The sequence below is a fragment of the Xanthomonas sp. WCS2018Noco2-27 genome (assembly GCF_031843525.1).
Taxonomy (GTDB): domain Bacteria; phylum Pseudomonadota; class Gammaproteobacteria; order Xanthomonadales; family Xanthomonadaceae; genus Xanthomonas.
The window spans coordinates 825,668-840,846 of the sequence record NZ_JAVTIK010000001.1 but is presented as its reverse complement, the minus strand read 5'-3'; the positions used below and the strand labels follow the sequence as shown (position 1 = coordinate 840,846).

The 15,179-nt window shown below is 63.7% G+C and carries 10 protein-coding genes and 5 tRNA genes; 10 read left to right on the top strand and 5 right to left on the bottom strand.

Annotated elements, in window-relative coordinates; genetic code table 11:
• Nucleotides 1-149 precede the first annotated feature (149 nt).
• On the top strand, nucleotides 150-2,066 hold the full coding sequence (gene edd / locus RQH86_RS03640) for a phosphogluconate dehydratase (protein ID WP_311238224.1): 1,917 nt from the start codon (nucleotides 150-152) through the stop codon (nucleotides 2,064-2,066).
• 52 nt (nucleotides 2,067-2,118) lie between these two features.
• Nucleotides 2,119-2,778 carry a bifunctional 4-hydroxy-2-oxoglutarate aldolase/2-dehydro-3-deoxy-phosphogluconate aldolase gene (locus RQH86_RS03635; RefSeq protein ID WP_039815810.1) on the top strand — a complete coding sequence of 220 codons (660 nt, stop codon included), beginning with the start codon at nucleotides 2,119-2,121 and terminating at the stop codon, nucleotides 2,776-2,778.
• Between the two features lie 1,012 nt (nucleotides 2,779-3,790).
• Here the strand turns inward: RQH86_RS03635 and RQH86_RS03630 are convergent.
• Genes RQH86_RS03630 through RQH86_RS03620 form a run of 3 tightly spaced genes read right to left on the bottom strand, consistent with a single transcriptional unit; the run spans nucleotide 3,791 to nucleotide 11,507 of the window.
• The gene (locus RQH86_RS03630) at nucleotides 3,791-6,877 is read right to left on the bottom strand and encodes an efflux RND transporter permease subunit (protein ID WP_311238223.1); all 3,087 of its coding nucleotides are present in this window, start codon (nucleotides 6,875-6,877) and stop codon (nucleotides 3,791-3,793) included.
• Nucleotides 6,874-10,380 carry an efflux RND transporter permease subunit gene (locus RQH86_RS03625; protein ID WP_311238222.1) on the bottom strand — a complete coding sequence of 1,169 codons (3,507 nt, stop codon included), beginning with the start codon at nucleotides 10,378-10,380 and terminating at the stop codon, nucleotides 6,874-6,876. The genes RQH86_RS03630 and RQH86_RS03625 overlap by 4 nt, the downstream gene beginning before the upstream one ends.
• On the bottom strand, nucleotides 10,377-11,507 hold the full coding sequence (locus RQH86_RS03620; protein ID WP_055854128.1) for an efflux RND transporter periplasmic adaptor subunit: 1,131 nt from the start codon (nucleotides 11,505-11,507) through the stop codon (nucleotides 10,377-10,379). The genes RQH86_RS03625 and RQH86_RS03620 overlap by 4 nt, the downstream gene beginning before the upstream one ends.
• Nucleotides 11,508-11,712: 205 nt before the next feature.
• Between RQH86_RS03620 and RQH86_RS03615 the strand changes: the two genes are divergently transcribed.
• The 7 genes from RQH86_RS03615 (at nucleotide 11,713) to RQH86_RS03585 (ending at nucleotide 13,780) form a co-directional block, all read left to right on the top strand.
• Nucleotides 11,713-12,114, top strand: coding sequence for a c-type cytochrome (locus RQH86_RS03615; protein ID WP_055854124.1), 402 nt, complete (start codon nucleotides 11,713-11,715; stop codon nucleotides 12,112-12,114).
• Between the two features lie 8 nt (nucleotides 12,115-12,122).
• Complete coding sequence (locus tag RQH86_RS03610; RefSeq protein WP_055854122.1) at nucleotides 12,123-12,584, top strand: cytochrome c; 462 nt, start codon at nucleotides 12,123-12,125, stop codon at nucleotides 12,582-12,584.
• 101 nt (nucleotides 12,585-12,685) lie between these two features.
• Nucleotides 12,686-12,761 (top strand) — tRNA-Ala (locus tag RQH86_RS03605).
• A 47-nt stretch (nucleotides 12,762-12,808) separates the two neighbouring features.
• Nucleotides 12,809-12,884: transfer RNA gene (locus RQH86_RS03600), tRNA-Glu, on the top strand.
• A 148-nt stretch (nucleotides 12,885-13,032) separates the two neighbouring features.
• Nucleotides 13,033-13,335, top strand: coding sequence for a hypothetical protein (locus RQH86_RS03595; protein ID WP_311238221.1), 303 nt, complete (start codon nucleotides 13,033-13,035; stop codon nucleotides 13,333-13,335).
• Between the two features lie 246 nt (nucleotides 13,336-13,581).
• Nucleotides 13,582-13,657, top strand: a tRNA-Ala gene (locus RQH86_RS03590).
• A gap of 47 nt (nucleotides 13,658-13,704) precedes the next feature.
• Nucleotides 13,705-13,780: transfer RNA gene (locus RQH86_RS03585), tRNA-Glu, on the top strand.
• 225 nt (nucleotides 13,781-14,005) lie between these two features.
• Here RQH86_RS03585 and RQH86_RS03580 read toward each other — a convergent pair.
• Nucleotides 14,006-14,212 carry a hypothetical protein gene (locus RQH86_RS03580; RefSeq protein ID WP_311238305.1) on the bottom strand — a complete coding sequence of 69 codons (207 nt, stop codon included), beginning with the start codon at nucleotides 14,210-14,212 and terminating at the stop codon, nucleotides 14,006-14,008.
• Between the two features lie 302 nt (nucleotides 14,213-14,514).
• A tRNA-Leu gene (locus RQH86_RS03575) sits at nucleotides 14,515-14,601 on the bottom strand.
• Between the two features lie 139 nt (nucleotides 14,602-14,740).
• On the opposite strand from RQH86_RS03575, the gene RQH86_RS03570 reads away from it, so the two are divergent.
• Nucleotides 14,741-15,121: a response regulator gene (locus tag RQH86_RS03570; RefSeq protein ID WP_161963056.1), complete on the top strand. Its 381-nt coding sequence runs from the start codon at nucleotides 14,741-14,743 to the stop codon at nucleotides 15,119-15,121.
• The last annotated feature ends 58 nt before the right edge of the window (nucleotides 15,122-15,179 follow it).

Genomic DNA, 15,179 nt, shown 5'->3' with positions numbered 1-15,179 from the left:
GAGTACTTCGCAACAGCCAATGCAACATGCGTCGCTCGCAACCGCCGCTTCAATGCGAGTGCCTCGCACCAGCCCGCACATCCAGGTGCGGGTATTTAAACTACACAACAGCGTGCTTTCTTCCCCCCGTTTCTCATAGCCGGTAGCCAATGAGCCTGCATCCGAACATCCAAGCTGTCACCGACCGTATCCGCAAGCGCAGCGCGCCGTCGCGCGCGGCGTATCTGGCCGGCCTCGATGCCGCCCTGCGTGAGGGGCCGTTCCGTAGCCGTCTGAGCTGCGGCAATCTTGCGCACGGCTTTGCGGCGTCCGAACCGACCGACAAATCGCGTCTGCGCGGTGCGGCCACGCCTAACCTGGGCATCATCACCGCCTATAACGACATGCTGTCGGCGCACCAGCCGTTCGAGCATTACCCGCAGCTGATTCGCGATGCCGCGCGTGCGCTCGGCGCCACCGCGCAGGTGGCCGGTGGCGTGCCGGCGATGTGCGACGGCGTGACCCAGGGCCGCGCCGGCATGGAGCTGTCGCTGTTTTCGCGCGACAACATCGCGCAAGCCGCAGCGATCGGCCTCAGCCACGACATGTTCGACAGCGTGGTGTACCTGGGTGTGTGCGACAAGATCGTGCCGGGTCTGTTGATCGGCGCGCTGGCCTTCGGCCATCTGCCTGCGCTATTCATGCCGGCCGGCCCGATGACGCCGGGCATCCCGAACAAGCAAAAAGCCGAAGTGCGCGAGCGCTATGCCGCCGGCGAAGCCAACCGCGCCGAGCTGCTGGAAGCCGAGGCGTCGTCGTATCACTCGCCCGGCACCTGCACCTTTTACGGCACCGCCAATTCCAACCAGGTGCTGCTCGAAGCGATGGGCGTGCAATTGCCCGGCGCCTCGTTCGTCAATCCGGAACTGCCGCTGCGCGATGCACTGACCCGTGAGGGCACCGCACGCGCCTTGGCGATCTCCGCACTGGGCGATGACTTCCGTCCGTTCGGTCGCTTGATCGACGAACGCGCCATCGTCAATGCGGTGGTTACGTTGATGGCCACCGGCGGCTCGACCAACCACACCATCCACTGGATCGCCGTGGCGCGTGCGGCCGGCATCGTGTTGACCTGGGACGACATGGACCTGATTTCGCAGACCGTGCCGTTGCTGACACGCATCTATCCAAACGGCGAAGCCGACGTAAATCGCTTCCAGGCCGCAGGCGGCACCGCGTTCGTCTTTCGCGAGCTGATGGACGCCGGCTACATGCACGACGATCTGCCTACCGTGGTCGAAGGCGGTATGCGTGCCTACGCCAACGAGCCGCGGTTGCAGGACGGCAAGGTCACCTATGTGCCCGGCACCGCGACCACCGCCGATGACAGCGTGGCGCGCCCGGTCAGCGATGCGTTCGAAGCGCAGGGCGGCCTGCGCCTGCTGCGCGGCAACCTGGGCCGCTCGCTGATCAAGCTGTCGGCGGTCAAGCCGCAGCACCGCAAGATCGAAGCGCCTGCGGTGGTGATCGACACGCCGCAGGTGCTGAACAAGCTGCATGCCGCCGGCGTGCTGCCGCACGACTTCGTGGTGGTGCTGCGTTACCAGGGCCCGCGTGCCAACGGCATGCCGGAACTGCATTCGATGGCACCGCTGCTCGGCCTGCTGCAGAACCAGGGCCGCCGCGTGGCGTTGGTCACTGACGGCCGTTTGTCGGGTGCCTCGGGCAAGTTCCCCGCCGCGATCCACATGACGCCGGAAGCCGCGCGTGGCGGCCCGATCGGGCGCGTCCGCGAAGGCGACATGGTGCGTCTGGACGGCGAAGCCGGCACGCTGGAAGTGCTGGTCTCGGCCGAAGAATGGGCATCGCGCGAAGTGGCGCCCAATACCGCCGTGGCCGGCAACGACCTGGGCCGCAACCTGTTTGCGATCAACCGCCAGGTCGTCGGCCCGGCCGACCAGGGCGCGATCTCGATTTCCTGCGGCCCGACGCATCCGGACGGTGCACTGTGGAGCTACGACGCCGAGTACGAACTCGGCGCAGATGCTGCCGCAGCCGCCGCGCCGCACGAGTCCAAGGACGCCTGATCCCCTTCCCTCTCAGCGACCGCCCCGGCGGTCGCCGTCTAATGGAGTTGCAATGACGATTGCCCAGACCCAGAACACCGCCGAACAACTGCTGCGCGACGCCGGCATCCTGCCGGTGGTCACTGTCGATACGCTGGACCAGGCGCGCCGCGTGGCCGACGCGCTGCTCGAAGGCGGGTTGCCCGCGATCGAGCTTACTCTGCGCACACCGATCGCGATCGAAGCGCTGGCCATGCTCAAGCGCGAACTGCCCAATATCGTGATCGGCGCTGGCACCGTGCTGAGCGAACTGCAGTTGCGTCAGTCGGTGGATGCCGGTGCGGATTTCCTGGTGACGCCCGGCACGCCTGCCCCGCTCGCGCGCTTGCTGGCCGATGCGCCGATCCCGGCCGTTCCCGGCGCAGCCACCCCGACCGAATTGCTGACCCTGATGGGCCTGGGCTTTCGCGTGTGCAAGCTGTTCCCGGCCACTGCCGTCGGCGGCCTGCAAATGCTCAAGGGCCTCGCCGGCCCGCTGTCCGAGCTCAAGCTCTGTCCCACCGGCGGCATCAGCGAAGCTAACGCAGCAGAGTTTCTGTCGCAGCCGAACGTGCTGTGCATCGGCGGCTCGTGGATGGTGCCCAAGGACTGGTTGGCTCAGGGCCAATGGGACAAGGTCAAGGAAAGCTCGGCCAAGGCCGCGGCGATCGTTCGGCAGGTGCGTGCGGGTTAATTTCTGGGCGCCGCATCCAGAGCGTTGAAAAGCCGGGCTGCGGTGGAAAGCTGATTGGCTGACAAAAACTGGTTGGCTGAGGAAAGCCTGGTTGGCTAGCGCTTTCAAATGATTGAGGAAAGCGCAGTTTGTTGACGCTTTAGGTTTGGCTGAGGAAAGCCTGATTCGCTCGCGCATTTCTCTTGTGCGTGGAGCGGCCCGCGGGCACCGGGGCAGGACACGCCGTGAACCCATCCATGGGGGCTCTTACACGACATTCTTGTCGTGTAAGGTCCTGCCCCGGCGCCCGCAGACCACTCATCGAATGTTCCTGTGTTGGCGGAACGTGGAGCAGCGATTACTGTCGGGCACGCTCCCCCGCCAAGCTTTGAAGAATTGCTTTACCTGATCAAGATCGTGATGGCGACTCGCCGAGGCGGCAGCGTGGCCTGGGATGGCGGAGAGCGGCACAGGGATGTGCCGCGGCGGAGAGTCAGACAGGATGTCTGACCGAGCCGAGTAGCCGATTCCCGGACGCGCTGCTGCCGCTTACCGAAGCCATCGACTCGCAGGCGAGGGTTAGGTCGTACTTTGAGAAACCGTACCCTCACCCCCAACCCCTCTCCCGACGGGAGAGGGGCTTCAGGCGGCTCATGACGTTCAAGGCTATAGCGCTACGTAGCGGTGGCGTTTTCCGCGCACCACGACACCCCAGCAGATCCCTGATCTGCTGCTGTCATCGAAAATCGCGCAGGTCATGGAAAACGGGAAGGAGAATTCGCTTGGCGATGCAGTGACTCGCCGAGGCGGCAGCGTGGCCGGGGATTGGCGGAGAGCGGCATAAGGATGTGTCGCGGCGGCGAGTCAGACAGGATGTCTGACCGAGCCGAAGAGCCGATCCCCGGCCGCGCTGACGCCGCTTACCGAAGCCATAGACTCGCAGGCGAGGGCCTGGTTGCACTCTGAGAAACCGTGCCCTCACCCCAACCCCTCTCCCGGCGGGAGAGGGGCTTTGAGACGGATCGTTGGTCGTTCAAGTCTCCAGCGAGGCTCTCGCCTGCGTCGTCTTCGTTACGCCACGCGCACGTCGTACCAGCGCTGCTGCGCCGTTGCTCATGTCGTCGAGAATCGCGTAAATCGTCGGCAGGAACAGCAGGCTCACCACGGTGGAAAACGCCAGGCCGCCGGCGATGGCGCGGGCCATCGGGAAGTACGGCGGGCCGTCGCTGAACATCGTGGTGCTGGTCAGCGAGATCGGCACCATCGCCAGGATCGCAGTGCCCATCGTCATCATGATCGGCCGCAACCGCTCGCGTGAGCCCTCGACCAGCGCCTGCGTCCGGCCCATGCCGCGCCGGCGCAAATTGTTGATGTGCTCGATCATCACGATGCCGTTGTTCACCACCACACCCATCAGCACCAGGATGCCGATGAAGGACATGATGCCGAACGAGGTGCCGGTGATCCAGAACAGCCAGAACACACCGAAGATCGAAAACAGCACGCCGCTCATGATCGCCGCCGGGAACAGCAGCGATTCGAACACTGCCGCCATCACCACATAAATCATCACCAACGCGATCACCAGGTTGAACAGCATCTGGCCCATCGCTTCGCCGTCGTTCTGATAGTTGCCGCCATCGAAGGTGTAGCTGTAACCGGCAGGAAAATTCATTGCCTTGAGCGGCTTTTCCATCGCCGCGCGTGCTTCCGGCACGGTGATTTTTTCGGCCAGATTGGCCCTGATGGTCAACGTGGTCTGGCGATTGGTGCGCCCGATCTGGGTGGCCGCCGGGCGGATCTGCACATCGACCAGACTCAGCAGCGGCACGCTGCGGCCATCCTTGGTGCGTACGCTGAAGCCGGCCAGATCTTCCGGCTTGCTTTGCTCGGCGCCAGCAAAACGCACCCACACCGGCACTTCATTGTCGCCACGACGGAACTCGCGCAGCGGCGTACCGCGCAGTGCCAACCCCACGAAACTGGCCACCTGCTCCGCACTGAAACCGAACGCGGCAGCACGCTCGCGATCGACGCGGATCGCCAGCTCGCTGGTGCGATCGCCGGTATCCACATGCACGTCGCGCAACTCCTTGCGTTGCGCCAGCAGCGGGACCACCTCATCGGCCAGCGACTTGAGCGCCTCGGTGGAGTCGCCAACCAATTGCACCTGCACGCCCTGGTTGCCGCTATCACCATCGCCCTGATTGCCGATGCTGTAGTCGGCACGCGCAGAACGCGGCAACGCCTTACGGATCTGCTCCAGCAATGGCGGCAGGTCTTTGACCTTGCTCGCATCGAAGGTCACCGTCGTGCTGCTGCCTTCCACCTCGCTGAACCACGAATAGACCTGGGTGATGTGGTACTTCTCGCGATTGGCTTCCAGGTAATTCTCGACTCGCCCAACCTCTTCGCCCAGCTGCTCATGCGTGTACGAGCCCTTCCACTGATATTGGATGAAGGCCTCGTTGCCGCCATCGCCGCCGAACATGTCGACCTTGGTCAGTTTCATCGGCACCAGGCTGATGGCGCTCACCAGGATGATCCCTGCCACGCTCCAGCCGCGATGGGCCAGCGTCCATGCAAGCACCCGCGCGTAGCGCTGTTGCAGCCTGGCGATCACGCCATGATCGGAGGTCACCATCGGCGGCGTCTTCATGCGCGCCGACAGCATCGGGATCAGGCTGATCGCCACCAGCCACGACGCCAACAACGACACCGAAATGGTGATCGCGATCTGTGCCATGAAGATGGAGATGTTGTTGGTTTCGCCGAACAGATTCGGTACGAACACGATGCAATGGCACAACGTACCTGCGCTCAGCGCAATCGCCACGCTGCGGGTGCCCAGCAATGCCGCCAGCTGCGGTTGCCCGGGCATGCGCTCGCGCTCCTGGTAGATGCTTTCCACCACCACCACGGCGTTGTCCACCAGCATGCCCACCGCGAGCAGCAAGCCCATCATCGTCAGGATGTTGAGCGTGACGCCGACGAAGTACATGAAGCCCAACGTGATCGCAAAGCAGATCGGGATCGCCAGCGTCACCATCAAGGTCGATGGCCAATGCCGCAGAAAAAAGAACAGCACGGTGATCGACAACAACAGGCCCACCGCCCCGGCTTCGGCGAGTTCGGCCAGCGACGAGGTCACGGCCTTGCCCTGGTTGTCGATGACCTTGATCTGCACATCGCGCATCGCGGGCTCGGCGCGAATGTCTTCCACCTCTTTCAGCGCGGCCTTGGACACTTCCACCAGATTGGCGCTGCGCTCCTTGAAGACATCCAGACCGATCGCCGGGCGCCCATCCAGCCGCCGCCCGTAGTTCATGCGCGTGGGCTTGAGGCGTACCTCGGCGATATCGCCCAGACGCAACCCCTTGGCATTGAGGACCAGATCACGCAGTTCCTGCAGGTCGCGCAACTCGCCGATGGGCTGCACCCGAATGCGCTGCCCGTTGTCGTCGATCTGCCCGGCAGAGACCGAGAAATTGAGCTTGCCCAGCCGCTCGCTCAGGTCGTTGAGGCTGAGGTCGTGCGCGGTGAGGCGATCCGGCGCGATGGCGATCTCCACCTCGTTGGGTGGGGCGCCGGAAATTTCGACCTTCGCCACGCCGGGAATGCGTTCGATGCGCCGCTTGAACTCGCGGTCGAGCATGTCGTACGCGCCGGTCAGATCGGTCTGGCTGGCCAGGCGCACCTTGAGCACCGGCTCGTCGCTGCTGGACCATTTGAAGATATGGAAGCGCTGCAGATCATCGGGAAATTCGTCGCGAATCGCATCCAGCCGCTCGCGCGCATCGGATGCCGCGATGGCGATATCGCGGTCCCAATCGGAGAACTCGATAAAGATGTTGGCGCCATCGGCAGTGGCGGTGGAGCGCATGCGCTTGATGCCGGTCATCGTGGCCAAGGCTTCTTCGGCCGGCCGCACCAGATTGCGCTCCACCTCGTCGGGCGTGGAGCCGGTGTACGGCAATTGCACGAACAAAAACGGCGCCGAGATGTCCGGCAATGCCTCCAACGGCAATCGGAAGGCGGCGATCAAGCCCACCACCACCAACGACACAAAGCACATGATGGTGGTGACGGGGCGACGAATGCTGAAGGCCGCAACGCTCATAGCGCCTCCAGTCCGTCGGTGTTTTCACGCGTCTGCGCCTGCTGCCGCGCCATGCGCCGGCCGCGCTCCAGGTAGTACGCGTCTGCACGGCGATCCAGCAAGTCGTACACCACCGGAATCACCAGCAGGGTCAACAGCGTGGACACCAGCAAACCGCCAATCACGGTAATCGCCATCGGTGCGCGCACTTCCGCGCCCTCGCCCATCGCCACCGCCAGCGGCAAGAAGCCGAACAAGGTGCACAGCGTGGTCATGACGATCGGCCGCAGACGCGAGCGTGCGCCTTCGATCAAGGCCTCACGCTTGGGCACGCCTTCTTCGCGCAACTGATTGACCTTGTCGATCAGGATGATCGCGTTCTTGGTCACCAGGCCCACCAGCAGGATCAAGCCGATGAACACCACCACCGAGACGGGCTTGCCGGTCATCAGCAGCGCCAGCACCGCGCCCACCATCGCCAGCGGGATGGTGAACAGGATGACGAACGGGTGCAGCAGCGATTCGAACTGCGACGCCATCACCAGATAGACCAGAAAGATCGCCAGCCCGAACGCAAACAACAACGACTTGACCGACTGCGCCAGCTCCTCGCCCTGCCCGCCGATATGCATGCCGACGCCGGCAGCCAACGGATCCTTGCGCACCAGCGTTTCCACTTCGCGCACCGCACCGCCCAGATCGATGTCCTTCAGGCTGGCCGACACGATCGCCACGCGGGTCTGATCGGCGCGATGGATCTCGCTCGGGCCGGTCGTCGCCAGCACCTCGGCCACGGCGGCCAGGCGCACGGGGCGACTGCTGCCCGGATTGACGATCAGCTGGCGGATCGCATCCACGCTGGCACGGTCGCTGTGTTGCGCACGCACCAGCACATCGATCTTGCGGTCGCGAAAGCTGTAGCGCGTGGCCACATCGCCACGCACCTTCTTGACGATGACGTCGGCGATCTGCCGCGTGGTCAAGCCCAGTGCACCGGCACGCTCTTGATCGAAGCGGATCTGGATCTCCGGAAAGCCCTCTTCCACCGTCGATTTGACGTCGGCATAGTGGCCGTTGGCGCGCAGCATCGCGGCCAGTTTTTGCCCGGCCCGCTCCAGCTCGCCCAGATCCTGACCGCGCAATTCCACTTCCAGCGGAGTCGAGAAACTAAACAGCGCCGGCCGCGCGAAATCCACCTGCGCACCGGGGTGCCCGACCATGCTGCTGCGCAGACGCTGCGTCGCCGCCGCTTCCACTTCGGGGCTGCCGCCGCCGGCCATTACCACGGTGAGCTTGCCGATGTTCTCCCCGCTTTCGGTGGGGTTGGCATCAAGCCGCGTGCCGCTGCCGCTCACGCCATACAACGATGCAATGCCGGGGTCTTTGTCGTGCGCGAGTTGCAGCTCGCGCACCAGTGCATCGGTCTGCGCAAGCGGCGTGCCGGACGGCAGTTTCACGGTCATCTCGAAGCGATCCTGCGCCAGCTGCGGAATCAGGTCCGCCCCCAGCATTGGCACCAACAACACGGTGCCGACAAACGCGGCCGCGGCCAATCCCAGTACCAGACCGGGCCGACGCAACGCTGCCGGCAACATCGCCAGATAGCCACGCTCGGCACGGCCGTACGGCGCCATCGCAATGTCGCTGGCCTTGCGCATCACCGGCGACACCACCCGTGCGATGCCGCGCCACAATTTGACCACCGCCCACGCCCCGCCGAAGAACGCATAGCGCACGCTGGCCCCCGCCCCGCGACGGCCGGCAGCCACTGGCTTGAGCCAACGCTGTTCGGGCGTCCAATCCGGGTGGTCCGGCTCATCCGGAAACGCCATCGGTGGCGCACCCTTCAGTGAGCTCAGCATCGGAATCAGCGTCATCGAGACGACCAACGAGATCGCAATGGCGATCGCCACCGTCAGCGCCTGATCGCGAAACAACTGCCCGGCAATGCCTTCCACGAACACCAGCGGCAGGAACACCGCAATGGTGGTCAACGTGGACGCCATCACCGCCATGCTCACTTCGCGGGTACCGGCGATGGCCGCATCCAGCACGCTCAAGCCACGTTCGCGCGCCTTGGCGATGCTCTCCAGCACCACGATCGAATCGTCCACCACCAGGCCGGTGGCCAGTGCCAGGCCGCCCAGCGACATCACGTTGAGGCTCAAGCCAAGCTGGCCCATGAAGAAGAACGTGGTGATGATCGACACCGGCAACGACAGGCTGATCACGAACGTGCTCCAGCCGTCGCGCAGGAACAGGAAGATGATCAGGATCGCCAGCACACCGCCGATCACCGCATCTTTTTTGACATCGCTGATCGCGTGTTCGATGAAGTGCGACTGGTCTTCGATGGTGGTGATCTGCACATCGCCCGGCACGGTTGCCTTGAGCTGCTCCAGTCGCGCGCGCAGCGCGGCCGCCGTGGACACGGTGTTGGCATCGCCTTCCTTGTAGATCGCCAGCTCCACCGCTTCCTTGCCGCCCAGACGGATGATCGCCTCGCGCTCCTTGTAGCCTTGGCGCACGTCGGCCACATCTTTCAGCCGCACCGGCATGCCGCCGGCGATGCTGCTGCTGGACGCCGACGACGTGCTCTGCACTTCCGCCGCTGCCGCCAGCGCCGCCTGCGAGCCGGTGGACGCGGCAATCGCATACATCTGCTGCATCGCTGCATCAGCGGCGCTGCTACTGCTGCTCTGCGTGGTGACCAGCATGTTGCGGATCTCGTCCAGATCCACAAACTGGTTCACCGTGCGCACCAGATACCGCTGCGAGCCTTCTTCCAGCCGGCCGCCGGAGATGTTGACGTTCTCCTCCTTGAGCCGGGTGATCACGTTGTCGATGGGCAGATTGAGCTGCGCCAGTTTCTGCTGATCGATATCGACCTGGATCTCGTCTTCCAGCCCGCCGCCGACCTTGACCGCAGCCACACCGGCCACCGGTTCGAGTTTCTTTTTCAGGTCTTCGTCGGCATACCGGCGAAGACCGGTGAGCTGACGAATCGCATCTGCGTCCGACGCCGGGGCCTGCTTGGGCGACAACGCCAGCCGCATGATCGGTTCGGTGGATGGATTGAAGCGCAGCAGCACCGGCGGCTTGGTTTCCAGAGGCAGCGACAGCGCTTCCATCTTGTCGCGCACTTCAAGGCCGGCCTGGTCCATGTTGGTGCCCCAGGCGAATTCCAGCACCACATCGCTCTGCCCGGTGCGCGAGATCGACTTGAGCTTGCGCAGGTTCTTGACCACGCCGACGGCTTCTTCCACCGGTTCGGTCACCAGCGTCTCGATTTCCGCCGGCGCCGCGCCGGTGTATTCGGTGCGCACGGTGAGCGTGGGGTAGCTCAGGTCGGGCAGCAGATTGACCTTGAGGCTACGCAGCGCGATCAGGCCGAACAACAGCATGGTCACGGTGATCATGGCGATGGTCACGCGCCGCCGTGTTGCGAAGGCCACCAGCCCGCCGCCAGGCGTTGGCAGCTGCGGATCGTGCAAGGAGCCGTGCACGTTGCCGTGGTCGCTCATGAGTGCGTCTCATCGCGTGCAGCAGCCGGAGCTACCGCGACCGGCTTGCGATCGGGCTGACCAATCACCTGCACGGCAGTGCCATCGCGCAGTGCCACCTTGCCGGCGGTCACCACCTGATCGCCTTCCTTCAAACCCTGCCGCACTTCCAGCCACGGGCCTTCGGCGTAACCAAGTTTCACCGGGACGCGGCTGGCCTTGCCGTTGCGCACCACGAACACCGCAGGTTCACCATCATCGAGCAGCGCCAGGCGCGGAATCACCAATGCATCCTTGCGCTGGTCGTAATCGATACGGATGCGCCCGAACATGCCCGGCTGCAGCGACTCGGCGCCCTTGCCGAAGGCGCACACCACACGGAACGTGCCGCTGCCCGAATCCACCACCGGCGCGATCCGATCTACCTTGCCCACGAACTGCTGGCCCGGCAGCGCATCGGCCAGCAAGGTCACCGGCTGGCCCGACTTCAACGTCGCCAGTTCGCGCTCGGGCACGTTGAGCGTGGCTTCCAGCTGCGAGTCGTCGACGATGCGGAAGATCGGCGTGTTGATCTGCACGAAGTTGCCGGTCTTGATCGAACGCGAGGCGATCACGCCGGAAATCGGCGCCTGCACCGTGGTGTAGGACAGCTCCAGCGATGCCAGCCGGTGCTGCGCGCGGCTGTTTTCCACATCGAACTTGAGCTGATCCACATCGGCTGCGCTCACCAGCTGCTGACCGACCAATTGCGTGGCGCGGCGGTAGCTGTTTTCCAGCTTGCGTAGTTGCGCTTCGCTTTGCGCAACGGCCAGATGCGCGCGATCCGGATCCAGTCGCACCAGCGCTTGGCCGGCCGACACTTTCTGACCCTCTTCCACCATCACCGCCAATGCCACGCCGGAGGTCTTGGCGACCACCTGCGCTTCCGCACGCGGCTCCAGTGCTGCGGTACCGGTATAGCTGGCAGCCACCGCGCGACGCGCCGCCTTGGCGATTTCCACCGGCACGGTATCAACGGCCTTTTTTTCTTCAGTGGCCTTGGCTTCCCCATCGCCGGTCTTGCAGCCGCCCAACAACAGACTGGTGGAGATCAATACTGCGGCGGCGCAAATTCCGCTGCGGCCGGGCAAGAAGGAGAGTGGCGACATCGTCGTGTCCTAGTGGATGCGTGAACAGGTGTTGTAGGCAAGTAAACCACCCGAACATGCATGTCGCCAATGCGCCAAAGGTCATGGTCTGTTCAACTTCGCGTATTCACCCCGTTTGCTCCACGCCAATTCGCAGGCATACTCGGTCCGGTTCCGTCACGCCCCCACCGTGCGGACGCTCAATCAGTCTTCCGGATACGAAACCATGCGCCCGCAGCCGCTCGCCGCTTGTCTCGCTCTGGTCGTCTTCCTGCCGTTTGGGGGCGCATCAGCGACACCGTCAGTCACGCCAGCAGTACCGGCCACGCCGGCGCCTGCCGCCGCAGCACCTGCTGCCGCCGCGCCCGCAGCGCCGACCGGCAATCCCTCCAATGGCCGCCTGCTGGCGTATACCTGCCAGGGCTGCCACGGCTTGACCGGCTACAAGAACGCCTACCCCAGTTACCGCGTGCCCAAGATCGGCGGCCAGTCCAGTCAGTATCTGACTCAGGCGCTGACCGAATACCGCCAGGGCAAGCGCAAACACCCGACCATGCAGGCGCAGGCGCAGAGTTTCTCCGAGCAGGACATCGCCGACATCTCCGCCTTCCTGTCCACCCTCAAATAAGCGCCCACATGCCGAACGCCCTGCACGCTCCGCGTCTAGCCATCGTCCTGGTCGCTGCCCTGATGATGGCGGCCTGCTCTCAATCCCAGGTCGAATCCACCGATCACTCCGCCGGCGACGCCGGCCATGCCAGCGGCGAGCACGGCTCTGGCTCCTCTGCCGGCTTGCCCACCGGTCGCGCCGAGGCTGGCGACAAACTTGCGCATACCAAAGGCAAGGCCACCGGCCAGAGCTGCGTGGATTGCCACGGTGCCGATGGCAATGCGCCGATCGACCCCAGCTATCCCAAGCTCGGCGGCCAGTACGGCGACTATCTTGCGCACGCGCTGCAGGCCTATCGCAGTGGCGACCGCCAGCACCCGCTGATGACCGCGCAAGCCACTGCATTGAGCGATCAGGACATCGCCGACCTCGCCGCATATTTCGGTGCCCGGCCGACGCAGCTGCGCGATCTGCACGGCGTCAAGTGAGTTTCAGGCAGCGCTGCCGAGCGCACGCGCTGTCTCAATCGGAATGAAAAAGCGCTTGCGCGAACATTAACGGGTCGCTATCATTTCGTTCTCAGTTTCGTGGGGCCATAGCTCAGCTGGGAGAGCGCCTGCATGGCATGCAGGAGGTCGGCGGTTCGATCCCGCCTGGCTCCACCATCTCAGACATTAGGCCGTCTGAAATGACAACTCAGGTTTTGATCTGCGTCCCCATCGTCTAGAGGCCTAGGACACCACCCTTTCACGGTGGACACCGGGGTTCGAATCCCCGTGGGGACGCCAATCATCCAAAAGCCCTGGCTCTGCCGGGGCTTTTTTTTGCCTGTTTTTTTGCAGTGATGGGCGCTCGCGCTGCGTCTCGGTAGCAGCCTCGCTGCCGCCCTGGATGTGTCAAAAAATTCGAGCGTCTCTGCGTTGCGCACGATCTCGAATGTGCATCGACACCATCGGCGACCTGCCGAACGAGGGCTCACTGGAACCGGCCTGCGCGAGCGTGGTGCAGACGTCATGCGCAAGCAGTCGCGTCGATCACGCGCTCGCATCGTCAGCGTCGACCCAAACGCAGATCGAGTGCCACGTGCGGTCGCGCAATGAATGCCTCGCACAACATGGACGTGGAGCATTGGTCGCTAACGTCGGCTGCACCGTCGGTTGCGAATGCGGGCGCTCGATGCTGCTGATCACGATGTTGATGATTGAAGGCAGCGCGTCGATGCTGCGGTCCATGCGCTAATGCGAGACGACGTCCGCAACACTTACGCACTCTCCGCACCACCACCGCCACCGACGACGAACCATCCAGTCCATCGGATTGATCGCAAGAACCCTCGCAAGAAGAGACGTACTGATTGGCTGCATGCGCACCTTCGTGCTGATCACGCAATCCAGATCGACGCGCCGAAGCACCGGAGATCTTTTTTGCACAGACCGCTTCCCAAAGCCGTCTTCAGTCGCTATGATTGCCGGCTCGCAGCAACGCGGGGCCATAGCTCAGCTGGGAGAGCGCCTGCATGGCATGCAGGAGGTCGGCGGTTCGATCCCGCCTGGCTCCACCACTTCAGACATTAGGCCGTCTGAAATGGACAACGAGGTTTTGATACGCGTCCCCATCGTCTAGAGGCCTAGGACACCACCCTTTCACGGTGGACACCGGGGTTCGAATCCCCGTGGGGACGCCAATCATCCAAAAGCCCCGGCTCTGCCGGGGCTTTTTTTATGCATGTTTGCAGTGCTCAGCAGTGATGCCGAAGACCGCCCGGTTGAAGCGAAGTATTCGATCTCTGCAAGCGTTGGATTACCACGCAAATGCAACCCGCGTGTGGCGCGCCCGGCCATCAGGTTGCGATGTCGATCGAGCTGTCACAGTCACACACGCATCGCCACACAACACTTGCATGACAAGATCAGACCTGCCCGTCGTCCAGCGCCTTGCGACCCTCGTGGGTCAGATCGATATCGCCGTCTTCGGCTTGCGCGGCATAGCCCGCACGCACCGCCCAATTTGCTTCTTCGTCGGACACCGGCTTGGTGTCGCGGATGTCGCGAAGAATGCGCAACTGCTGCGAAGCATCGAAATCCATGGTGGCTACCTGTTTGAAGGAGATCTCCACGGTACCGACCGGGCGTGATGGTTGCGTGCCTGCAACGCTACCGGAGACCGCAGCTGCATAGCGAACAAACGCATCTTTTAGCCACGCATGGCCACGGCGAATCCCACGATGCGCCTAAACCGACGACATGCAGTGCGATGACCTGCGAACAAGCGCACGCCTGCTGCGCGCAGACGCCTCGCGATCACGCGCATCGGGCTTCGTGCTGGCGCCAATCCGCAGCACTGCCGTGGCACAACAGCACATAGCAAAAAGCCCCACCGGATTGCGCCGGAAGGGCTTTCGCTGTTACTGCAACATCTTGGTGCCGAAGGTGGGACTCGAACCCACACGCTTTTAAGGGCGGCGGATTTTGAGTCCGCTGCGTCTACCGATTCCGCCACTTCGGCGTGGCCGCGTAGTATAGCGGCTTGCGAATGAAACGAACAGTGTCAGGATGCTCCTGACGAATTCAGCTGCAAGCGGTGTCGGCAACACCGTGGTCGACCAGCCTCGATATACTGGCCGACTTAAGTGAAGGAGTAAGCAATGTCGGTGCTGCGTGGAGTTCGGGTACTCGTGGTCGAAAACGATGACATGAATGCCATGCTGCTCGAGTTGCAGCTCGTCCACGCGGGTGCGGCTGTGGTCGGCCCTGTCGGCGAGGTGCAGGATGCCCTGCAGTTGATCCAGGCCGATGCGCCGGATATCGCCGTGCTGGACTATCGCCTGGGCAATGGTCAGACCAGCGAGCCGGTTGCCCGTCTGCTCTCGCAGCGCGGCATTCCCTTTGTGCTGGCCACCGGCGTTGCCAGCGGCAGCATTCCCACCGGCTTCGAACGCGGCGTCATTCTGACCAAGCCTTATCTCTCCGAAGAACTGGTCGGCGCCTTGTCGCGTGCCCGGCAGATGAGCGGTGCCAGCAGCTGATGCCATGGCTCGCCACCTGACCGGTTGTCGGCGGTTTGGTTGCCACCTGAGCGCTTGT